A 22,857-nucleotide genomic window follows, 5' to 3' on the forward strand; every position below is an offset into this window, starting at 1 on the left:
ACAAGTCACTCAACGCCATAAACTCAACAACTTAACGCTTCGCGCTTCGTTCGTTTCCGTCTATCTCGTCGGGATGCAGCGTATTCTATACAGTTTCTAAATGCGCGCAACCCCTAAAATGATATATTTATCATGAGTGTTTATTTTTTCAGCTAATTTACTCAATAAATCGTATTTTCACCCATTTTTTAATCATATTTATAAGAACTTCTACTTAAATTGAGTTTTAAAACTGATTTTTATTACAGATTTAACTTCTAATATTATTGTGTCTACAACGATCATTTCATTAATAGTTTTTATTTCGACCTTGCTCAGTTTAAACGAAATGATCTCAACAATGCATTCTATAGGAAACTGTAATAAGTAATTGCCTGTTTCATATTTTCCTCAAGCTATTTAGTTCACTCCAGTCATCTAAAAAATACAAGTGTCAAAGCTCCCATTTTATCTGATGACCAGATTGGTCTAAATCTACTCATTATTCATTTCCAAGCATCCTCTCCTATATGCATCTCTAACACTTCCCCCTTTTTTTGCAGCAATGAAAGCTAGTAATATTGAATGACTATTTAATAATCAAATCTATTTATTATTCTTGAAAGTTGATTTTTGTATTCATCTTAATTCTAATGGCCTGCAAATTTAATAAAACAATAAATTTACACATCAAAAAAAAACCACACGAAGGTGGCTTTATTAAATTTTTACGTTAATTGGCCATTTGTCCCAAGCCATATATGACAAGTATAAGCATTAAAGTTGAAGACAAAGTCACAAACATTTCTATTGTACTCGTGGCCTCATTCCCCGCCTCTAATTGTTCTTTTTTTACACAAACAAGGAAAAATATAAGCAATAATTAATTGCAACAGGATATAAATATTACGAGAATAATTAAATATTAAAAAACTCCCGTAAGAAGAATTAATTTATTTCTTTTTCCACTCAAAGGAAGGTCCATCGTTTGGGGCGACCCCAATTTCACATCCTAGAAATTTCATATCCACAATACCCGTATCCATGGGAGTTGTTGTAATAAAATTACTGCGTTCCTCAAGTAATGTTTTATAACTATCGGGACTTATTAATAAATAATTGGGTACTTTATAATTTTGGTCTATGTAATCGAAAAATGCTTGTTTTACTTGTTCTGATAATTTCATCTTACATCTCCAAAAATAACCTAGAAAGATACATAAAACGATCAGGTTGGTAGTTTTTCGGAGCCACCTTATTCGCTTAATCATTATACAACCAGAATACAGGCATATCTTCCAAATTCAACATCTGATTTGTTCTAATTAAGCTGCCATAAACCAGGGCTTTGATTTAACAATACTCTTACTTCCATACCACTCTAAGCAATGGTGACATTTCAAATACGATTAAATAGGGCATACATCATCAACTGTATATATTGCATAGATCTTTCTTAAAATTTAGAAAATATTTGTTAAGTATTTATTTATCTTCAGTACAAAAAAGCCCATTTTCACATGAACTTTTCATTTAAACTATTCATCCCGCTATCCAAGACGTAGCTTGGGAAAGAACTCAAGTTCATCCTTCTTATAGCTTAAGCATATTCCTCTTTAATACTTTAAAGACTATCCCCGTTCGAGGATGAGTAAATGTTTCGTCATAGCTTAAATCAATGACTTTGTCTGTCAGCGCTTAGGCAAGGGTCTCCATGTTTCGTCGTTACTCGCGTCATTTAAAACTCTTTCATAAATCCGCTCTACGATAATTTCTGTGCCACAACTACTTGTAGCACTTACCTCTTTTAATTTATGAAGTTTAGGCATTTTTATGTCTCTGTTATTTTTCCTAGACATTATAAAAAGGCCTTCAGTAAAAATTGTAAATTTTATAATTAGATATGTAATAGTTTCTTTATAAATAGAAACTTATTTTATATTTTCAGGAGGGTTGAAACTCAGTGATTCTTACCCATTTGACTACTCTTTTTTTCACACTTACCGCTCTTTCGGACTCTATTGTTACAGCATAAAAACCATATTCATCTATCTGAATGCAAATTATTAGTTTTAGGAAATTGGAAATATTTTCTCCAGACAAAAAAAATCCATGCTTGGTAAAGCATGGATATAAAACTAAGAACACCTTGGGAGGTGCAGAAACTACAGCTAGTTTCTGTAGGTTATTTTGTATACTAATCCAGTAATTTACAGTGGCGAAACATACCAAAAATTACAATAATATTAATTAAATCAAATTATCAGACAAACTAAATTAATAATTTAGAGCAAATAAAAAGCCCGATCAATGATCGAGCTTCCGATATTTTTTACACTCTCCTAAACAGAAGTTAAAGTGCAAAAACTTATCCCCACAAACATTACTAATAAACTGGATAAAATCAAATAAGTATCAACGATATTAAAGCTTTTGATAAAAGTCCACATATAATAGGAAGGTTAACTCTTGTAATAGTATGTAAAACATACCACACAATTCATCCATTCAATAAAATACTGTCGCGTTAATAGTTCACTAGCCTAACGTATATCTCTAAATATTGACCTTTTCCATCCCAGCGATGTAAAACTATCAACAATAAAAAGCCCATCTTTCGATGAGCTTCTAAATTATGAATTCTATCTATACTTCAATAATTATAATAAGGAATTAACCACAGCTTATATGGCTAATTTTCTTATTAGCAGGAAAATTAGTAAATTCAACTCCTGAATTTAATGGTTTAACCATCCACGCATTACCCTATAGGTATTTTTACTACTTGACCGGGATCATTAAGTGCTGGTACGGCGTTCCAGGCCACATTATGTAGGGAATAGCAGTGTCCGGCTGGACATTCTTAGGGTACATGTCGTAGAAGCGGGGTTCAGCACCAACGATCATGACATGAGGCCCAGTCTTGATCCAATGGTTGCCAGCAGTGGGTTTCTTGGCATAAGGATCAACATTGCTGGCATCGGTTCCCCCTGCCAGCATATACATGAAGCCCACGTTACCCACCGTAGGCGGTTTATGACTCATCCAGGCATCTGCCCACTCTAGGGCTGCCTTGTCCATACACATCGGGTCAGGACCTGGGGTCGTTGGATTGTCGGGCATACAAGTAAAACCATTAGTGCCTTTGCGCAAGGTATGCATCTTGCCATCAGCACCTATAGCCACGATAGTGGCTGCTGCTCCTACTTTTTTCGGTGCTGCACTCATTGCACTGGCGATGGCATTCTTATTGGCTGCAGGGGAAGCTCCCGCTGAGCTACTTTTACCCGCCATGGGCTGGTCAGCTGCTAAAGCGGCAGATGCAGACAGTGCAACCCATCCAGCAATAAGCAACACTTTGGGGAAATTCATGGCACGTTCTCCTTGAATCATAAGTGAAAACACTTGAAATAAACTGGATCAGGCCCGATCGCCTTTCAGCGCCTTTTTCCCTTAGATGAGAAAATAAATGGAGGTAGAGTGGCCTTCGAGGTCAGTCAAATTTATCGCTGATCGTTCTTCTGACCTTACCGATGTACTTTTCCTGACAGTGATTACCTATCCAGTTTTTTGTTGCCGCTGTTCGTCTTACTAGAGAGTTAAAAATAGAATTAAGCCTAGCTATACTTTTTAATCATGTTTTATTCTTACTTCAACAGGATGTACCACAATGCACAGATTTCATAACAAACAAAAATTATTAGGACATAATAGATTACAAAGCTAAAAAAGCTGTCTAGCTAAGGATTTAGATGATAGTTAACTCAATACCAGAACAATTTAATAATCGAGAGAATCCCGAAAAAATGGACAGTTAACTGTCTAATTCCAGATGAGATACAGGATACAAACTTATGTACTCGATTAAGCTCAGTTATATAAGGGCCTAAAAAATCCTTCAAACATTAAATTTAAAGGATTTTTTATATTCCAATGGATTTCTGCAGGTGGCGTCAATTAAATTCAAATCACAATCTATTAATTTAAAAACTATGGGGCGATCGGAAAGCGATGGGATGTGTTGGTTGTAGAAGTGGGTGATCGTTTAACTTCATCTAAAGATAGTAATTAAGTAAGGTTAAGCCGCGCCGCAAAGCAACGTCAATTTAAACAAATGGTTAGACTACCCACACCTCAACCGCGAAATGCCGCCTCAATCACGGAAATGTCGATTTTTTTCATTGTCATCATCGCATCGAATGCACGTTTGGCAGCTACACGGTTAGGACTGGTGTATGCTTGCGTTAGGGCAATCGGCGTAATCTGCCAAGAAATACCCCACTTGTCCTTGCACCAACCGCACTCGCTCTCCTGACCGCCATTGTTAACGATCGCATTCCAGTAGCGGTCCGTTTCATTCTAGTCTTTGGTCGCAACCTGAAACGAGAACGCTTCGTTGTGCTTGAACGCAGGCCCACCATTAAGCCCGACGCATGCAACGCCTAGCACGGTGAATTCGACAGTCAATACATCCCCCTCCTTCCCCGATGGATAATTTCCAGGTGCACTGCACCAATCGATGAATCTGGAAATGTCTCGGCATAAAATCGCGCAGCGCCCTCAGCGTCGTTATCGTACCAAAGGCAGATCGTGTTTTTTGCAATATTCATCACTTCACCTCTTCGTTAAGAATAGGTCTACGTTATTTTGCAGGACTGTAACGTGTCTCATATATGGGTTTAATTAAGCAATAAGACACCTTTTTATATTTACCCCAGAAATAAAATAAACCTATTTCATAATTGTATTTTTATTGATCTAAACGTATGTGTTAGTGATGAAATTTATGGGTTTTCGTAGTGTTTAATGAGCGATTGAAATACAAAAGCCGTGTTTCCTATCAACTTCCATGCAAACATTACCGGGATTCTAAAGTGCTAGTTACACAAATGATCATTGTTGACTATTGAATAACTCTATCAAATGTTTGAGCATAATATTCTCTTGGTTGAACAAGTGATGGATCGCCATGAAAGATGAAGAAAAGCCTTTAGATTTCGATGATGATAATGAGCCTTTAGATCTTGAAGATGAAGAATTTATCAATGATAAGAAAGAGGATGAAATGTACAACACTATTACTAAAGATGGTTCAAGTGTTGATCCCGCAGATGATGGAACACCTCATATTCGCCCAGAGGATGGAGATCCCATAGAAATCGAAGAGTAAAGAATAGGCCCAATTAAATATTGGGCTTTTTATTTCCTGTTAAAAATATAATTAAAATAAATATATTTAAAATCAAATATTTAAATAAAATAAAGGTCTAATTTTTAGTTTTAGATCGTTTATAATTGAATCTAAATTAACCGAGTTAAGGAACAAAATGAGCTTTCCGAAATAAAGTGCAAGCCTTGCTTTAATGTAGTTTTAAAAAATCACGAAAATACTTTTGAATGTAAATAGGTGCTTCCAATCTCTTTTATCCGCTCGCTGTTTAGATGGCAAGGAAAATTCTATTTTGCGCACATTAAGAATAAAGAATCGTGCCTATAATTCAGCGTTATATCCAGTTCATTTTAAACCATAAAACCTCATAAAAATCTTGTATACAGGTACCGCTCCGAAAACTAATTGAGATTTAGACCAAATGTAATTTATTTTTTATTTTATGAACACTTAAAGAGGGATTTAAAATGAAAAAATTATTAGGGTATGTTGACATTACAGGCAATAAAAAAAGCCTTTAAACATTGATTTTAAAGGATTTTTTACATTCAGTCGAACTTCTCTGAATTGAATTTTGGTGGCGTCAATTGAACTCAAAACCCAACCAATTCATTTTAAACACAATTTTACCAATATAAATATTCATTGACCCAATTTTGACCCAAATTAGATTTAGTGCATTGAATCACTTTAATATCTTGTTCAAATCCAATTTCAGGATTTGAAATGGCGTACGGCATTATAGCAGAACATTATACTTAAAATAAATGCAACGTTATAACATTCCAATTAACTCATTATGATATTAATAATCACCTCAACCTCATTATGATTCAATTTTTAATTTGTATTTTTGCTTAGGACTCTTAGGCTTATCAGGAAGGGTACGTTCAACCACACCTGCTTCTAATGCTGGAGTTAAATAATTTTTTTGGAATGTTGCTCGGTGGGACAAGTCTAATAGAGCCATCAGCTCAGTTAGGCTATATTCCTTCAGCTCCATATTCTGGATCAGACGTTTAACTTGATCGCTAACTTGTACGCTAGCTTGAGCGGTATCTTGATCGCTGGCATCGGAACTAAGTATTGCATCTAGAATCATCTGCAAAATAAACTCAATAAAAGGTGCAGAATCTGAACGCTCTGTGCTCGCTTGCAATGCATCGTAATAAGCTTTTTGGTTTTGATAAATCAAGCTTTCTACAGGGATATTGAGAAAAATTGGATTCCACTGGCTTAAGATTAAAGTTTGCCATAAACGCCCCATACGCCCATTGCCATCAGCAAATGGGTGTATGAACTCAAACTCATAATGAAAAACTGAACTTTTAATCAGAGGGTGCTCGTTGCCTTCTGCTAACCAGTGTAACAACTCCCCCATTAAGCGATGCACTTGATTTGCAGGCGGAGCCATATGCACGACTCGATCCCCTGACATCACACCAACACCGCCATGGCGATACTGTCCAACCTCATCAATCAGTCCTGTCATCAATATTTGATGTGCTTTCAGCAAATGAGATTCTTGATCAGAATTCCAATTTTGAATTTCTTCATATGCCTTTAGGGCGTTACGTACCTCTTGAACTTCTTTAGGTGGGGCGATAATGGTCTTGCCATTCAGAATCGCTGTGATTTGCTCTGTACTCAAGGTATTCCCTTCAATCGCTAAAGACCCTTGAATCGTTCGGATACGATTGGCTTTTCGCAATTTAAGGCTATCTTGGATTTGGGTTAATGCAGTCAAACGCCCTATTGATTCACTAATTTGTGCAATCAAGTGAATAATTTTAGAGGTGATCGTATAAGGCGGTTGATATTTCATGCCATTCCTAATTGATGTAAAAACAAAGCACAGTTGATTAAACTCTAAAATATTAATATTTCATAGCTTAGTGAGTAATACCTACTACAAGCATGCTGGTTTTTTCTATCCTGAAACAGTGAGATAACTAATCAGTTATTCTTTTAAATTCTGCTTTGCTTTATCTTTATTTTAAATATACGCAGGAAATTGCATTGTTCAAAGTTATTGATGGGTTAAAAAATAAGCTTGATCAGAAGCGACCTCTTTCTGACCTTATGTCTAAAAATTTACAAGAATATCTTATTCTGCATTGGACATACCATTCTAATGCAATCGAAGGTAATGCACTAAGACTGCTAGAAACCAAAGTCGTTTTAGAAGGCATCGCTGTAGGTGGTAAAAAATTAAAAGATCACTTCGAGGTAATTAATCATAGAGATGCGATCTACTACGTTGAAGATATCATCAAAAAAGAAGAGCCTTTTTCTGAGTGGCAAATTTGCAATATCCATCAATTGATTTTAAAAAATATCGATGATGACAATGCTGGACGCTATCGCCAGCAAAATGTACTCATTTCAGGTACTACTAACACGCCGCCAGATTACACATTACTGAATGATAAAATGGCTCAATTAGTAGATTGGTATAATACACAAGCAGATCTAATGCATCCAATTGAACGAGCTGCAAAAGTACATGCAGACTTCGTAGGCATACATCCTTTTATTGATGGTAATGGATGTACATCACGACTTCTGATGAATCTTGAATTACTAAAAGCTGGCTATCCGCCTTGTGTAATTACTATAGAAAATTACTTGGCTTACCATGAAGCTCTTGATCAGTGGATGGCATATGGTAAAACCAAGTCTTTCATTCAATTGGTTGTTGATGGTGTATTAGAAGGATTTAAACCTTATCAATTTGTTTTAGAAATTTAAAAAACCTTTTTTGTATTAATGTTTGTGCAATTGACTTATATGCTTTCCACCGTATGCTATTAGCTACAAAGAATATCGACAAAAAGTCTAAATTAGGAACCCCAAATGACTCAAAACATACGTCTCAAGGATTGGGACAAGAGTTCACCAGGCATTTCTGAAATTTCATCGAGATTAAGATTCTCTTTTGAAACAGGACAGATTTGGTTAGATGAAGAGCGCATGATGTTAATGCATTCATCAGCATTAACCGCTTTGAGAAAAGAACTAATCAATACTCTTGGGATAGAACGTACTCGAGGGATCTTAATCCGAATTGGTTATGCAGCTGGATTGCGTGATGCAGAGATTGTAAAGGCCAGTTATCGGGATTTATCAGATTTAGAACTTTTACATAAAGGTCCTTTATTACATGCATTAGAAGGCATGGTAAAAGTCGAGTTACAAGATGTAGAAATCGATATTAAAAATGGAAAATATTATATCGATGCTATTTGGCGTAACTCTCTTGAACACCAAATTCATCAAGGCTTATTTGGTCCATCTCACTACCCTATAGCTTGGAATGAATTAGGTCATGCTACTGGGTATGTGAGTGGCATCATGAATCGTTTCATTCTGCATAAACAAGTAGAAATCACCCCATTAGGACCTCGTTTTATTGGCAAGCCAATTGAAGAATGGGATGATGTTGAAGAGCTCAAATATTATCAATCAGACTCTATTGTCGAACATCTACTTACCTTACAAGATCAGGTCGATGACTTACGAAAATCCTTACCCCAACATATTTTACCGGTTGATGTGATCGGAGATTCCCCAAGTTTTCAAGAAGCTTGGTCGCTAGCAAAAAAAGCATCTTCAAGTACTGTGACCGTACTTTTACTAGGAGAAACAGGAGTAGGAAAAGATGTATTTGCAAATGCTATTCATAACGCTAGCCCTCGAGCAAACAATCCATTTGTAGCGGTAAATTGTGGTGCTCTGCCCAATGACTTAATTGAATCTGAATTATTTGGTATAGAAAGAGGTGCTTATACAGGAGCACAGACTTCAAGAGAAGGACGATTTGAGCGTGCAGATGGTGGCACTTTATTTTTAGATGAAGTGGGAGAATTGAGTCTTAAAGCCCAAACCCGCTTGCTGAGAGCACTACAGTCAGGTGAAATTGATCGTCTAGGTGGTACTGAAACACGTAAAGTAAATGTTAGAGTCATTGCAGCGACTAATGTAGATTTAGCTGAAGCTGTAACTCAAGGTACTTTTCGAAAAGATTTATATTATCGATTGAATGTTTTTCCAGTCTCTATTCCACCATTAAGAGAAAGAAAGGATGATATTTTATCTTTAGCAAAACGCTTTATTGATAAATTTTCCGCTAGAGAAGGCTTGCGTATAAAAGGTTTAACAGATAAAGCCAAACATGCTCTACAGTCTCATGATTGGCCTGGAAATATTAGAGAATTAGAGAATGTAATTGAGAGAGGAATTATTTTAACCTCTCAAGATAGTTTCATTGATGCTTCTATGCTCTTCCCTCCTTCTTATACAACCTTACTGGATGAAAATATAACTATTTTAGATCGAGCAGGTAAAATTTCCGATGCTGTTAAACAGCCAATGGAAGAATTTGTTGCTGATCTCCTCGATAAAAAAGTACCATTAGAAGAGTTAGAAAATCTGGTAGTAAAAGCCGCTATTGAACGTTGTGAAGGAAATTTGTGTGCTACAGCCCGTTTACTCGGTATTAGTCGAGCTCAGATCGGTTATAAACATAAAAAAATACTTAATGAGGCTACTTCGAAATAGCCTCCATGTTGAAAATAAATAGATAATTGTACGATGGCTTTCCCCCCAATTTACTCCCATCCCAGCATTATTAGTTTTTTAAAAGCCTACTGAAGGAAGATATACAGTAATTTCAGCAGGCTGGCATCACAGGAAAGCCTTTTTTTATACTGAAACTCTATTTTCAATTATACCTATATCTTCAATTTCACATCTGACAATATCACCGTCTTGTAAAAATACCTGAGGCTCCATAGCAACTCCCACTCCTTCAGGAGTTCCTGTTGCAATAATATCCCCCGGTTCTAAAGTAAATGCTGTTGATAAGTAGATTAGTTGATCATTAATACTATGGATCATTTGAGATGTATTATTAGATTGTCGAAGTTCTCCATTTACATAGCATCGTAAATCTAATTTTTGAGGATCTTTAATTTCATCTCGAGTTACAATCCACGGGCCAATTGGACCATGAGTGTCAAAAGATTTTCCCATAGTGAAGGTTGGTGTATGGAACTGCCAATCTCTAGCAGAAACATCATTGACAACTAAGTAACCAAAAATGGAATCACGGACATTTTCTACGGTTAAGTTTTTTGATTTTTTTCCAATGACTACGCCTAATTCAACCTCATAATCTAACTTTTGAGTAACACCAGGATCAATCGTGCCAAATGGATCATTCACACAGGTAATTTGTTTATTAAACCATGTTTGATGAGATCGCTTTTCTACTCCTAATCTATTAGCTTCTTCTTCATGTTTCTTATAGTTCATTCCTATTGCTAAAAATTTACCTGGACGAGGAATAGGTGCTAATAAGGTAACCTGTGACAAATCATAATGTACTGATTTTCAACACAAAGTTGATCAATAATTTCTAAAGCTTCTTTTCCACTTTCAATGATTTCTTGCAAACTCTTATACGGTATATTAATGTTACTAAAATCAATCAGGCCTTGATCTTTTATTAAGCCAAATGAAATTTCATTATCAAGACTGAATCTAGCAAGTTTCATTTCACCCATCCATTTTTTAAAAGTTATATGTTTATTTCTATTTATAAGTAATTAAAATTTAATAATTCAATAGACTACTTCAAGTCTCTCCGCTAGCAAAAGGGACTCAAAAGTTTGAATCCCTTTCCGCAACTTAAAGACCGACTTGTTTAGATTTCAGCATGTTTAACGCTACATCGACAATCATGTCTTCTTGTCCACCGACCATACGACGCTTGCCCAGCTCAACTAAAATATCGAAGGCAGACAAACCATATTTTTCTGCGGCAGTTTCGGTATGACGCAGGAAGCTTGAATACACCCCTGCATAACCTAAAGCCAAGGTTTCACGATCCACACGTACCGGACGTTCCTGTAATGGACGCACAATATCTTCAGCGGCATCAATCAAACGTTTAACATCACAGCCATGGTTTAAGCCCATACGTTCAACCGCTGCAATGAACACTTCAAGCGGTGCGTTACCTGCGCCTGCGCCCATACCCGTCAAACTGGCATCAATACGATTACAGCCATGTTCTAAAGCGACGATGCTATTTGCCACACCTAAACTGAGATTGTGATGTGCATGCATACCGGTTTCAGTCTCGGGGTTGAGCACATCTTTCATGGCTTTGAAGCGATCTGCGATGTCATACATATTCATGGCACCGCCAGAATCCACCACATAAATACACTGTGCACCATAGCTTTCCATCAGCTTGCCCTGCTCGGCCAAACCTTGTGGTGTATTCATGTGACTCATCATCAGAAAGCCCACGGTATCCATACCGAGTGATCGAGCATATTCAATATGCTGTTTGGATACATCAGCTTCAGTACAGTGGGTCGCCACGCGTACCACACGTGCACCAGCATCATAAGCGGCTTTCAGATCATGTACCGTGCCAATACCAGGAAGTAGCAAAGTTGCGACTTTGGCATGTTTGACTTCGCTAGCAACGGCTTCAATCCACTCCAGATCAGTATGTGCTCCAAAGCCATAGTTAAAGCTGGACCCTTGCAAACCATCGCCATGCGCAACTTCAATACTATCCACACCTGCTTCATCCAAAGCACGGGCAATCTGACGCACCTGATCGAGTGAATATTGATGGCGAATGGCATGCATTCCATCACGCAAGGTCACATCTGACACATAGATTTTTCTTTCTTGATCAAACATTTCAATTCTCCTTACGCAATTTCTTCTTGTTGTGTATTGCTTAAATGGGTTTCGGCAAAGCGTTCAGCTGCCGCCAAAGCGGCACTGGTCATAATGTCCAGATTACCTGCATAGGCGGGTAGATAGTGCGCAGCGCCTTCGACCTCAAGGAAAATAGAGACTTTTAAGCCTGACAGTTTACCTAGACCCGGAATATTCAGTGGTCGGTCTGCATTGAATTCTTCGAACTGGACTTCCTGTTTTAGACGATAGCCTGGGACATAAGCATGCACCGCATCCGCCATTTCTTTGACTGATCGACGGATCGCGTCCTGATCGGCACCGGCTTCAGCCAGGCAATACACGGTGTCACGCATAATCAATGGCGGCTCGGCCGGATTCATGATAATGATGGCTTTACCTTTTTCCGCCCCGCCAACGTCTTCAATGGCTTTCGAGGTGGTTTCGGTGAACTCATCAATATTGGCACGTGTGCCTGGACCGGCAGACTTGCTCGCAATCGATGCAATGATTTCAGCGTAATGCACTTTTGCCACTCTGGACACGGCACGTACCATGGGAATCGTCGCCTGACCACCGCAGGTCACCATATTGATATTCGGGGCATCCAGATGCTCATCCAGATTTACCACCGGGACCACATAAGGACCAATGGCTGCAGGTGTCAGGTCAATGACTTGAATGCCATATTGCTGCAACACTTGATTGTGATGAGCATGTGCCCCTGCTGAAGTGGCATCAAACACGATTTTGATGTCTTTAAAGCTGGGTAATTGAATTAAGCCTTCAATACTTTCTGCAGTGGTCTCAAAACCAAAACGTGCAGCACGGGCCAAGCCATCTGAATTGGGATCTACACCCACCATCGCGCCCATTTCCAGAAATTTGGAATTGCGCATGATTTTAATCATCAGATCAGTACCGATATTGCCGGAACCAATAATGGCACATTTAATTTTTGACATTGTTTTTGTTCCTTATTCTGTTGATGCGGAAAAAACTGCGGTGACGGGATCAAATCCATCTATTTCCACCACAAATTCATCACCTGCATGTACCACCACCATGGGGCCAAGTGCGCCAGTTAAAATGATGTCACCCGCCAGTAATGGACGACCACAACGTACCATTTCATCTGCCAGCCAAACTGCTGCATTGAGGGGATTAGCCAAACATGCTTTACCGATGCCTTCGGATACCAGCTGACCCGCACGCGTCATGCGCATTTTGCAATTCACTAAATCCAAATTTTCCAGTTTGACCGGGCGTGAACCCAAGACAAAAGCAGCAGAAGAGGCATTGTCCGCTACGGTATCAATCAGAGAAATTTTCCAGTTTTCAATCCGGCTATCCACAACTTCAATGGCAGCCAAGGCGTAATCTGTTGCACTGATGATGTCGGCAAAGCTATGTTTTGCTTGAGTAAGGTCGTGCTTAATCACCAAAGCAATTTCTGCTTCAACTTTGGGTTGAATGAGCTTTTCTGTTGGAATTTGTTCACCATCGCCATAGGCCATATCGGCAAACAACATGCCAAAATCAGGTGAATCCACTCCTAGCTGCTTTTGCACAGCAACGGACGTCAAACCAATTTTACGACCGACTAAACGACGGTCTTGGTTCAGTGCACGTTCTGTATTGATATTCTGGATTGCATAGGCAGTATCCACAGTCGATGTCATATCTAACTGGTCACGAATAGGTGAAATGGCTTGCTGGGTCAATTCTGCTTGATAGAGCTGATCTGCCCATTTTGATAAAGTGATATCCATCATTGTCACTCCTTATTCCCTTAAAATGACCAAACAAATTTAAGCCAAGTAGCATCACCTTTGGGGCGGTTCTCCACTTCAGTTTCTTTTAAGTATTTTGCTTCTAAGGCCCAGCCATCTTTTTGATAGTGAATACCCGGACCGTAAGCCAAAGCTTGACCACGGAAACCGATATCGATATCTTCAACTTGATCGGATTGGGTTTGTTTAAAAGCATAGCCCTGCACAGCAAGGGTTAAATTCGGGTTGAGCTTATAGCCCACGCTATAGTCAGCAGCAAAATATTCACCCGAGTGATAATTCGTGTCTTTATTTTCGGTGTTGAAGCTATATGACATTTTGGTTGAAACATCCCAACCTTGTGGCTGACTAAAGGTATAAGCAAGAATTGGTCTGAAGGTATAATAATTTTTGCCTAAATTAGCTAAATCACTCTGATCATAATCTCCGGTAGGAAAAATGGTTTCTACCGCAGCCGCCCAGTAATGATTGCCCTGATGCCAACCGAGCATCGGTGCAAAAATAAGATCACCTAATCCACTGTTATGATCGCGTTGCCCCGCCACTTTTAAACGCAAATCAACTAAAGGCTGGGCTGCATAAAAACCCAATTGCCCGCCAAGTAACTGCTGTTCCGTCATCCAGACCAAACGTGGCACTACAGCCTTGGCATCAATATCAAAGTCTGGAATTAATGTATTACCATCAGAACCAACAAAATTAGATGCCGTGTAATTTTGGTAATAGCTCAATAAATACAAACCAGGTGGAGGAAGCGCACCCGCTAAAAGTCCTTCTGCGCCTAAGGCAAAAGAGTCTGAACCGTTTTCAGTTGCATAGGTACTTGCGGAAAATATGCACGCAAGTGCCCCTGAAACTAAGCATAAAGTCTTAATTTTCATTTCAAATCCTTCTTAATATTTTTGCTCGCCTGTATGCAACCTTGCTACAGGCTTTTAGAATCCAGATTTATTCGTTGAAGAAATCTCTGAGTAATTTGGCAAAACGAGCACTATGTTCAATTTGTGCCCAATGACCGCATTCACCAAACACATGTAATTGTGCATGCTGGATCAATGAAAATAATTTGGTTGAGGTTTCTAGGGGAATCACTTTATCTTCACGACCATGAATAATCAGCGTGTCATGCGGCAATTGGCGAATCTGTTCCTCTGGACTCACTAAAGCATCAACCCAACGCTGACGGGGTGCCGGGAACATGGCAGCAAAAGATTCCTGAAATCCTGGACGGATACTGGCTTGATACCGCAGTTCAGCAAGTTCATCTGTCACCAATTCACGGCTATGTGCAAAGGTATCCATCAGCTTACGCATGCTTTCAAATGAAGGTTCATAACCCCAGACATTATCTAGTCCCGGTGTAATATCAAAAGGTACGCCGACGCTACCCATCAACACTAAGCGGCGCACACGCTCTGGATAAGCAATCGCAAATGCTAAGGCAATACTGCCACCAAAAGAATTGCCAACCAAATCGGCCTGCTCTACATTCAGTGCATCAAATAAATCTTTGAGCTGTTGTACCCAATGTTCTTTGCTATACACCACACCTGCAGGACGCTCGGTATAACCGAAACCCAGCATATCAGGTGCAATTACACGACGATCTTTTGCCAATTCTGGCATCACCAAGCGCCAATTTGCCCATGCTGTGACACCTGGACCAGAACCATGCACCATCACCACAGGAAAACCTTCCCCGGTATCATGATAATTGGTTAGAAAATTGCCGGTTTGAATTGAATTTACGATTTCTGGATTTACACTCATATTCATTTTTCATTCTCACAAATTTTGTATTACTGGTCTTTGACAATCAGGTCATCACGTTAAAGAAAGTTTCACTTAGTTTTCGTTCAGTAAAGAAAATCGCGCGCGGTAATTCATCTGCAGTCCAGGTTAAAGTCGGACGGTCCGAATACCAGATATAGCCGCCACTAAACACTTCATTGCGATTGCCAGAAGGGTCAAAGAAGTACAGTGTTTCTCCACGGGTAATGCCATGTCGTGTGGGCCCTATTTCGTGAGAAACTTCATTATTGGCAATGGTGTCTGCCGCTGTGAGCACTTGCGCCCAAGATTCAACAAAGAACGACATATGATGAAGTTTGCCTTTGTCTGGTGCGAAGATAAACGCAACATCATGCGGTTTATTGCTGCATGTCAGGAAAACAGCCATCATTGTTTCGCCATCCAGCACTTGTTCTGCCAGATCAAAACCAAGAACATCTTTAAATAAATGATAACTCTGTTCCACGCCTTCGCCCATCAAGGCACAATGATCGAAACGACTTGGGTGAATTCCTTTTAGATTTTGTGCCTGAACTCCTGGATTGGTCGTTGGCATACCATTGCCATATACGTCTTTATGGGCATATAACTCAAAAACATGACCAGTCGGTGCAGTAAATCGTACACGTTCACCGGTGGCTAAGTTGGTTCCAGCTGCAATCCATTCAATACTAACCCCATAGTCTTCTAAGGCTTGGGCCAAGCGTTTTAACTCGGATTCGCTAACGACTTTAAACGCCATACAATCCATACCAGGAGAGTCCGCTTCACGCAAGATCAGACAATGATGGTCATGCTCATCCCATGCTTTTAAATAGACTCTTCCCTGTTCATCTCGTCCGGTTTCAATCAACCCGATGACATTGACATAATGATGAATAGATTCTTCTAAATCGAGCACTCTTAGCGCTACATGGCCTGGGCGTGATACTGGTTTATTATTCATCTCGACTTCATCCTTTAAGTTACGTGCAATTTTTTTTGCAGTTTTTTAATCCCAATACTTTTACTTCTAAATCACTTTTAGGGTACAAGCGGCAAGCCAAACCAATGCCTTCTGACTGCTCGCATTCACTGACATGCTCATGGCTCATTTTTTTACAATGATAATCACCACTTAATACCTGTACTCGACATATCCCACAGCCTCCGCCACGGCATCCGACAGGAATTCCTTTTCGGGCAAGACGCTGCATTCCTTCAAGCAAGCTATTTCCTGTATAACAATGAAACTGCTCTTCACTATTTATTAATCGAATCTGGTGCATCTCTCACCTCTCAAATATTTCTAAATAATGGGCTCCGTGTAGCTTGATTGGCTGCATCCGCTGCACTGAGAAATTTTTCGATATGAATGTCCCGTTCAAATAAACGTCCACGCATTAATCCACGAATCGCAGCTTCAATCATTGGAGGTGGACCGCATAAATAGGCTTTATGATTTCTAAAGTCATTATCATAAATACGGATCGCTGCTTCATGCACAAATCCTCGTTCTCCTTGCCACTCACTCGTTTCAGGTTCATCTGACAAAACAGGGAAATAGCGAAATTGAGGATATTCTTGTGTGAGTTCTTCGAACAATTTTTGGTAATACAATTCGCTAGAGTTTCTAGCACCTTGGAATAGGGTAATCTGACGAGAATCGCCATTTTCAAGCAGCTCCAAAATCATCGATTTCGGACTGGACAACCCTGAACCTCCAGCTATAAAAATGACAGAATTCGGATCGGAATGGCGGGTAAAGAAACGACCTAATGGACCTGAGAATTTAAGTACCTGACCCACTTCTAGATCATCATGTATCCAACTCGTTCCAACACCGCCAGGGACTTTACGAATATTCAATTCAATCAGATTTGATTGAGAGGGAGCACTGGCAATGGAGAAAGCCCGAGGCTCCGGTAGTCCAGGAATATATAAGTTGATATATTGTCCTGCTTGGAACTCCATCCCCTCTTCTACTCTTAAAAAGATACCCTTAATCGTTGGAGTCAAATCAACAATTGATTCAACAGTGGCTTCAAAGTCACGCAGCGGAATAACTTTGGCATCCGGATCTTCATCAATTTCCACTTCAATAGTTAGATCAGACTGTGGAATTGCACAACATGCCAACGCCTTACCTTCAGTACGCTCCATATCCATCAATGCAAAAGGAGATGCTTCACCTAAATCGACTTCACCATCCACGATCTGAACTTTGCAGGTAGCACAAAGGCCATGACAGCAAGCATGCGGTAACCAAATACCCGCACGTAAAGCCGCATCTAGAATATTCTGACCTTCTTCAACTTCGATGGTTTGTCCTAAGGGCTCGATTGTTACTTCATAAGTCATGGCCAGATCTCCTTAAAGTCCATTTAAGTGAGGGGTATGAAAACGTAAATAAGACTTGTGACCAATCCCGAGGCTGTTAAAGCTGGATTGTTCATCAAACTGCAAAGACTGACGCTCAAACATCCATTCAACTTGAGACCAATCAATTTCAGCCCAGTCGTTATGGCTGGCAAACACGCTTTGTGTCAGCTGATTTTCAATAAAGTCTTTAAATTTCTGCTCAGGATCAACCAATACCGCAATCGGTGCACTGATACTGAGATGACCATTCCATTCCACAAACAAGACATGCTGACCATCAAACTGGTCTTTTGCATCCCGGACTTTTCCTTGATAACCAGGTTTTAGGGCGATAACTGACATAAGAATCTCCTGGGCGGTGTTTCTTCCTGAAAACACCACCGAATTATTGTTGTAACTTTAAATAAATCAAGATAAATACTGCGGCTTTATACTGAACCGTTTTGATTTTTCCATTTGGCCCAGTTCAGTGCATCTGGCGATGTTTCAAAGGCACCGGTATCTACACCAGGCTCTAAATATGACCAGCGCACAATATCTTCAGGTCCAGGTCCACCGGCTTTGCCTTTGAGAATTTGCTGGACGGGTAACCAAGCCTGCACATATTTCTCTGGCTCATCATCAAAGATGTCCTTACAGCCATCTGAACAGAATTGATATTTTTCATCTTTATAAACGCTTTCACGTTGACGAATTGTGGTTGGATCATCCACTTCGGTAAAGATCATTGGAATCTGACAGGTTTGACATAAACAAGGCAAACTAGTGTTGTACCAACGCTTACCTTCATCTTCCTGCTTTTTCCACATGTCAAAACGTGGTTTATAATGTTGGTCGAAACTGTTTGGATATTCTTTCGATAACCATTCCTGCTCTTCTTCGGTCGGTACCCAAGCATGTAAGCCAGTGCCCCAACAGTATTGATAGAACATAGACCACGCTTGATGGGTAATATGATCTTTTTCTTTCACCGAATCTTCCCAATACTTCGGCATACGAATACCGTAACGTTCCAGGTCAGCGAAGAGCGCACCACCACTTTGTTCAAAGTAAATTTCCCAACCTTCACGCCAGGACATAATCTTCTTCGGCAACATGTAATCCATCATCATGCCGACTAAAGTCAGCAAGCGATAACCACGCCAGAACCATTTATCAATCCATTTCTGCACAATCGGTACGTTATCTGGATCTTGCTCTAAAATAAATTTGATGGCCTCAAGTCCGAGGGTCATATGACGGGCTTCATCTGATTGTGCCGAGAAACCAAAAGTCACGGTTGCCATGTCGCCGTTATAGGCAGCACCCGACATAAATGGCATAAACAATAAATTGGTCAGCACATATTCAAATGAGAATGAAATCGAAACCAGATATTCAAATGGTCCAGCAGACATTGCATCATTGACGAACGATTTCGGTACTGATAAATACCAAAGTCGGTCAAAGTTTTGTGGCCAAGAATGGAAACCATTGAAGTAACGATTATAATGACTGAGGGTATGTACTTGAGTTTGACAATGACGTAACTCATCGATTGCCTGCATTTGACATGCGACACGAGATCCTACACCACGTAACTGACGCCCTGCCATAGCAAAGCCGCGATGGGCGTTATATTCAATTGGCGTTACACCTGTTAAAAATAATTTAATCGCATTGATATAACGTGCATCTGTAACGTTTAAATGCCCATTATTTTGTGAAAATGCATCAATAATGGCATACAGTTTGCGTTCTTTTTCCGCCTGATACTTCCAGTAAGCATCCATCGTAAGACGAAACGGATCTTCCCATTTATCCCAGTCATGGATTTTAATGCCTTCGAATTTATCGTAGGGAAAAGCTTCATCCATATCCACGTAGCTGGTATCCCAACCTAATCCACGCGTCATCAATCCATATTTATCTTTTAAGCTTAATTTACGTGCTGCATTAGCCGTATTCTTTGCATGTACATTCATGCCATTTCTCCCATTATTTTTAATTTATATCCGTATTTATTGCTGCTAATTGTGATGCTTTATCTAAACCATCCGACCGTAAAGCTTTCATCCGTTTCTTCAATATTTCCTGAGATACTGATCAAATTGATATGGATTTCCTGAAGGTTCCATGGTCGACCTAACAGTTCTTCTACTGACTCTTTGCGGATGATTAATTGTCCGGGCGCATCAATTTTTACCATTGCGGGATAATATTCGATGGTAGCTTCCGGATTATCTTGCTCAATGGCTTCGATAATAGGACGAGTCTCATCATTGGTTTGAAATGCCATAAATACATTTGCTTTCATGCTGATACTTCCTGTATTTGTAATCCAATCTTGGTTAAACGTTTTGCGAAAGTATCATCAAGAAGTTCAATATCGCTTTCATCAAAATGGAGCTCTTTAAGCAATGTTGAAACTGCAAGACGTGCAGGCTGCTGCCATGCTTTAATCCAATCAATTAACTGTTGGCGATTCGTGTCTGATTCTGCGGCAGTGGTTTTAATTACAGAATTTACCCAAGGCTGAGTTTCTTCAAACCATTCATTCATAAATGCGGTAAGTAGGCTAACTGCCGCTGCACCTTGAGCAACAAAATCACGATCAATGATATTTTTTACCATTGGATAAATATAACCATCAAAAACAAGGTTTTGTGCAACAAAGAGTTCATACCAATCCTTGACTACGAACATTTCCTCAAGACTTTTTCGTAGAGGTTGCCAACCCGCTCCTTCCAACCATTCTTGTTTAGCAGCTTCCAAAGAACTGCCCTGATTACCATCCAGTAATAGGCCTATACGGGTAATATATTGAGCAGAACCTAAACGATCCATAGTGGCAAACATGGTGGCATTGGTTAATGTCGCACCATAGGCATAACCCGTGATAAAACTATTATTCATGTTTGCGCCCCACTCATAATGGCGCAAAGGAATCAGTAACTGAGCTGCTTTTTTCAAAAGCACCTCTGGAATGGTATTAAATAAATTATTCTTTTCTACAAAGCTAAAGTTACTTTCAATAATTTCCTGTTGACGGGCACGTGTTTGGGTATAAGTACCATAATAAAATTGGCGAGGGTCTTTAAGTGCGTACCAATCTTTCATTTGAATAACCGTGCGATCGGTATCAAAAATTTCATGCTCTGGTTGCCACAAAGGACGATAATGGAAATTTATTTCTTCCTGAATATCGTAGCTTGCTTCTTGATAACGAGATGCGACTTTATCTCCAAATCTTTTTTCAACATACGCATAGGTATTTCGGATGGGCTTTACGCCTGATGTTTTGATATCAATTTGCATCTGAGATCTCCCTGATCTTTTAAATTGCTCTGCTTTTTATTCAGTAATACCTGGCTGTCCAAAACGCCATTTCATTCGCTCAAATTCGATCTTTGAAAAATCATCAGTACTCAAATGCTGTACTTGATGATGGGCACAAAATTCCTCAAAAGCCTTCACTGGCATAATCATTTCTACAGATAACTCTGGGTCACCAATCGAAAATTCAAATTCGATATATTTGTCACGTTGAGTCCCTGTAACATGAATAAAGCAAGGAGGCTGTTCTACATTTAGCTGCTGCATACCAAAATCCTCATGTTCTACATAAGCTTTAATGCAACCGCCGTGCCAACTTTTAATATTGTTATTTTTCAAATATTTATAATTTTATGATTTTTGTTTTATACAGTTTTCTTTATCAAATTCTTAAGTCACTATGTATGACTTAAGAAAATTCTTAAGTATGATTGTTAGTGGAAAGGCAATAAGAGAGCATTTCGAGTCAATTAACCACCGTAATGCAATCTACTCCGTTGAAGACATCATTAGAAAAGAAGAATCTTTTTCTGAATGACAAATCCGCAATATTTATCAACTCATTTTGAAAAATATAGATGATAACAATGCCGGTCGATACCATCAGAAAAATGTGCTCATTTCAGGTGCCACTAACACGCCGCCGGACTACCCATTGCTGAATGATAAGAGATCTGATACACCCAATTGAACGAGCTGCAAAAGTACATGCAGACTTCGTAGGCATACATCCTTTATTGATGGTAATGGCCGTACTTCACGGCTTTTGATGAATCTTGAACTATTAAAAGCAGGCTATCCGCCTTATGTAATTACCGTTGAAAATTGCTTAGATTACTATGAAGCACTTGATCAATGGATGGCTTATGATAAGACTGAAGCTTTTATTAAATTAGTTGCTGATGCAATATTGAAAGGGTTTAAACCATACCAGATCGTGTTAGGAATTTGACTCTTTGCTATACGAATTTTTAACTTATACTTTTACTTAGGGCTCTTTGGTTTATCAAAAATTTAATTCAAAATATTACTAAAATAAAATGGGCTTCAATAGAAGCCCATTTTTAATGTATATGAAAATATACTTTCTACACTTACATATCCTGAATAATAAATCTAATCTCAACTCGTCTGTTATTAGCCCCATTAGGATTTTCTTTATTTAACAATCTATCTGGACCATAACCAACTACAGAAATTCTTTGAATTAACTCAGAAGATTGAAGTTGTGAGAAAAGAGCTTTTCTTGCTTCTCTTGCTCTTCCAGCAGATAAAGTATAATTATCATCAAATGGTGAACAAACCTGAGAAATATTTGATTTAACACCATTCACTGGAGCTGCATCAGTATGTCCTTCGATCTGTACATTCAACAATCGGTTATCAAGCATATTTTTTTGGATTAATGGAGCTAATCTTTCTTTAAAAGCCTTCTGCAAGCCCCCATCCAAACAAGCACTACCCTGTGCAAAAGAAGAATCTTCTAAACGGATAATTCCTTTTTCAGGTAAAAATGTAATCCCCTTTGAATTTCCACTTTCTTTTAAAGTTTTTTCAATTGCTTGAATTACTTTAATAGCTCCTTGTTGCTTTTTCTCCTCAGCTTCAGCTTGCGAAGTTGCTGTAATCAAAATTGCAATGACAAAAAATAGAACTAATACACCAACAATACCTGCCATGAAATCTCCAATAGAGATCCATTCATTATTTGCATGATCTGCCATG

Annotated in this window: 23 protein-coding genes and 2 pseudogenes; 5 read left to right on the forward strand and 20 right to left on the reverse strand. The window is 39.1% G+C overall.

The genetic code is table 11. The annotated features are described in order from the left end of the window. Positions 1-932 precede the first annotated feature (932 nt). Together HLH18_RS02835 and HLH18_RS15935 are read right to left on the reverse strand one after the other, a co-directional pair. Positions 933-1,166, reverse strand: coding sequence for a hypothetical protein (locus HLH18_RS02835; protein WP_171545702.1), 234 nt, complete (start codon positions 1,164-1,166; stop codon positions 933-935). Between the two features lie 1,594 nt (positions 1,167-2,760). Further along, a complete protein-coding gene (locus tag HLH18_RS15935; RefSeq protein WP_250852360.1) occupies positions 2,761-3,141 on the reverse strand; it encodes a hypothetical protein in 381 nt (126 codons plus the stop codon). Between the two features lies 1 nt (position 3,142). Here HLH18_RS15935 and HLH18_RS15940 point away from each other — a divergent pair, with 1 nt between their 5' ends. After that, positions 3,143-3,367: a hypothetical protein gene (locus HLH18_RS15940; protein ID WP_250852361.1), complete on the forward strand. Its 225-nt coding sequence runs from the start codon at positions 3,143-3,145 to the stop codon at positions 3,365-3,367. A gap of 746 nt (positions 3,368-4,113) precedes the next feature. On the opposite strand, the pseudogene HLH18_RS02845 reads toward HLH18_RS15940, so the two are convergent. After that, positions 4,114-4,589, reverse strand: a pseudogene (locus HLH18_RS02845) (VOC family protein). Positions 4,590-4,948: 359 nt separating this feature from the next. Here HLH18_RS02845 and HLH18_RS02850 point away from each other — a divergent pair. Then, a complete protein-coding gene (locus HLH18_RS02850) occupies positions 4,949-5,149 on the forward strand; it encodes a hypothetical protein (RefSeq protein ID WP_171545704.1) in 201 nt (66 codons plus the stop codon). Positions 5,150-5,975: 826 nt separating this feature from the next. Here the strand turns inward: HLH18_RS02850 and HLH18_RS02855 are convergent. Next, a complete protein-coding gene (locus tag HLH18_RS02855) occupies positions 5,976-6,974 on the reverse strand; it encodes a Fic family protein (RefSeq protein WP_171545705.1) in 999 nt (332 codons plus the stop codon). 194 nt (positions 6,975-7,168) lie between these two features. Between HLH18_RS02855 and HLH18_RS02860 the strand changes: the two genes are divergently transcribed. Both HLH18_RS02860 and HLH18_RS02865 read left to right on the forward strand, forming a co-directional pair. Beyond that, positions 7,169-7,900 carry a Fic family protein gene (locus tag HLH18_RS02860; protein ID WP_171545706.1) on the forward strand — a complete coding sequence of 244 codons (732 nt, stop codon included), beginning with the start codon at positions 7,169-7,171 and terminating at the stop codon, positions 7,898-7,900. A 105-nt stretch (positions 7,901-8,005) separates the two neighbouring features. Further along, complete coding sequence (locus HLH18_RS02865) at positions 8,006-9,709, forward strand: sigma 54-interacting transcriptional regulator (RefSeq protein ID WP_171545707.1); 1,704 nt, start codon at positions 8,006-8,008, stop codon at positions 9,707-9,709. A 144-nt stretch (positions 9,710-9,853) separates the two neighbouring features. On the opposite strand, the gene HLH18_RS02870 is transcribed toward HLH18_RS02865, so the two are convergent. The 15 genes from HLH18_RS02870 to HLH18_RS02935 form a co-directional block, all read right to left on the reverse strand. Next, positions 9,854-10,525 (reverse strand): fumarylacetoacetate hydrolase family protein, encoded by a 672-nt coding sequence (locus HLH18_RS02870; protein ID WP_214647244.1) that lies wholly within the window; start codon positions 10,523-10,525, stop codon positions 9,854-9,856. Beyond that, positions 10,504-10,707, reverse strand: coding sequence for a DUF2437 domain-containing protein (locus HLH18_RS15815; protein WP_214647245.1), 204 nt, complete (start codon positions 10,705-10,707; stop codon positions 10,504-10,506). The genes HLH18_RS02870 and HLH18_RS15815 overlap by 22 nt, the downstream gene beginning before the upstream one ends. 133 nt (positions 10,708-10,840) lie before the next feature. Beyond that, positions 10,841-11,872, reverse strand: coding sequence for a 4-hydroxy-2-oxovalerate aldolase (gene dmpG / locus HLH18_RS02875; protein WP_171545708.1), 1,032 nt, complete (start codon positions 11,870-11,872; stop codon positions 10,841-10,843). A gap of 11 nt (positions 11,873-11,883) precedes the next feature. Beyond that, a complete protein-coding gene (locus tag HLH18_RS02880) occupies positions 11,884-12,837 on the reverse strand; it encodes an acetaldehyde dehydrogenase (acetylating) (protein WP_171545709.1) in 954 nt (317 codons plus the stop codon). Between the two features lie 12 nt (positions 12,838-12,849). Next, positions 12,850-13,644: a fumarylacetoacetate hydrolase family protein gene (locus tag HLH18_RS02885; RefSeq protein WP_214647246.1), complete on the reverse strand. Its 795-nt coding sequence runs from the start codon at positions 13,642-13,644 to the stop codon at positions 12,850-12,852. A gap of 20 nt (positions 13,645-13,664) precedes the next feature. Next, positions 13,665-14,546: a SphA family protein gene (locus HLH18_RS02890; protein ID WP_171545711.1), complete on the reverse strand. Its 882-nt coding sequence runs from the start codon at positions 14,544-14,546 to the stop codon at positions 13,665-13,667. A gap of 67 nt (positions 14,547-14,613) precedes the next feature. Then, the gene (locus HLH18_RS02895) at positions 14,614-15,441 is read right to left on the reverse strand and encodes an alpha/beta fold hydrolase (RefSeq protein ID WP_171545712.1); all 828 of its coding nucleotides are present in this window, start codon (positions 15,439-15,441) and stop codon (positions 14,614-14,616) included. A gap of 40 nt (positions 15,442-15,481) precedes the next feature. Next, entirely contained in the window at positions 15,482-16,402 is a 921-nt protein-coding gene (locus HLH18_RS02900; protein ID WP_171545713.1) for a catechol 2,3-dioxygenase, read from the reverse strand. Between the two features lie 19 nt (positions 16,403-16,421). Next, complete coding sequence (locus tag HLH18_RS02905) at positions 16,422-16,724, reverse strand: 2Fe-2S iron-sulfur cluster-binding protein (RefSeq protein WP_171545714.1); 303 nt, start codon at positions 16,722-16,724, stop codon at positions 16,422-16,424. Positions 16,725-16,734: 10 nt separating this feature from the next. Then, a complete protein-coding gene (locus tag HLH18_RS02910; RefSeq protein WP_171545715.1) occupies positions 16,735-17,796 on the reverse strand; it encodes an NADH:ubiquinone reductase (Na(+)-transporting) subunit F in 1,062 nt (353 codons plus the stop codon). Positions 17,797-17,808: 12 nt separating this feature from the next. Next, positions 17,809-18,159, reverse strand: coding sequence for a phenol hydroxylase subunit P4 (locus HLH18_RS02915; protein ID WP_171545716.1), 351 nt, complete (start codon positions 18,157-18,159; stop codon positions 17,809-17,811). Between the two features lie 86 nt (positions 18,160-18,245). Next, positions 18,246-19,781 (reverse strand): aromatic/alkene/methane monooxygenase hydroxylase/oxygenase subunit alpha, encoded by a 1,536-nt coding sequence (locus HLH18_RS02920; protein ID WP_171545717.1) that lies wholly within the window; start codon positions 19,779-19,781, stop codon positions 18,246-18,248. 59 nt (positions 19,782-19,840) lie between these two features. Then, on the reverse strand, positions 19,841-20,113 hold the full coding sequence (locus HLH18_RS02925; protein WP_171545718.1) for an MmoB/DmpM family protein: 273 nt from the start codon (positions 20,111-20,113) through the stop codon (positions 19,841-19,843). After that, the gene (locus HLH18_RS02930; RefSeq protein ID WP_171545719.1) at positions 20,110-21,114 is read right to left on the reverse strand and encodes an aromatic/alkene monooxygenase hydroxylase subunit beta; all 1,005 of its coding nucleotides are present in this window, start codon (positions 21,112-21,114) and stop codon (positions 20,110-20,112) included. The genes HLH18_RS02925 and HLH18_RS02930 overlap by 4 nt, the downstream gene beginning before the upstream one ends. Positions 21,115-21,150: 36 nt before the next feature. Further along, positions 21,151-21,399, reverse strand: a complete 249-nt coding sequence (locus tag HLH18_RS02935; protein WP_171545720.1) for a phenol hydroxylase subunit — start codon at positions 21,397-21,399, stop codon at positions 21,151-21,153. Positions 21,400-21,565: 166 nt separating this feature from the next. On the opposite strand from HLH18_RS02935, the pseudogene HLH18_RS02940 reads away from it, so the two are divergent. Then, positions 21,566-22,084 (forward strand): annotated as a pseudogene (locus tag HLH18_RS02940) (Fic family protein); the annotation flags it as partial. Between the two features lie 142 nt (positions 22,085-22,226). Here the strand turns inward: HLH18_RS02940 and HLH18_RS02945 are convergent. Then, on the reverse strand, positions 22,227-22,856 hold the full coding sequence (locus HLH18_RS02945) for an OmpA/MotB family protein (protein WP_171545721.1): 630 nt from the start codon (positions 22,854-22,856) through the stop codon (positions 22,227-22,229). Between the last annotated feature and the right edge of the window lies 1 nt (position 22,857).

The organism is Acinetobacter sp. ANC 5414 (genome assembly GCF_013004295.1).
In the GTDB taxonomy this organism is placed as follows: Bacteria; Pseudomonadota; Gammaproteobacteria; order Pseudomonadales; family Moraxellaceae; genus Acinetobacter.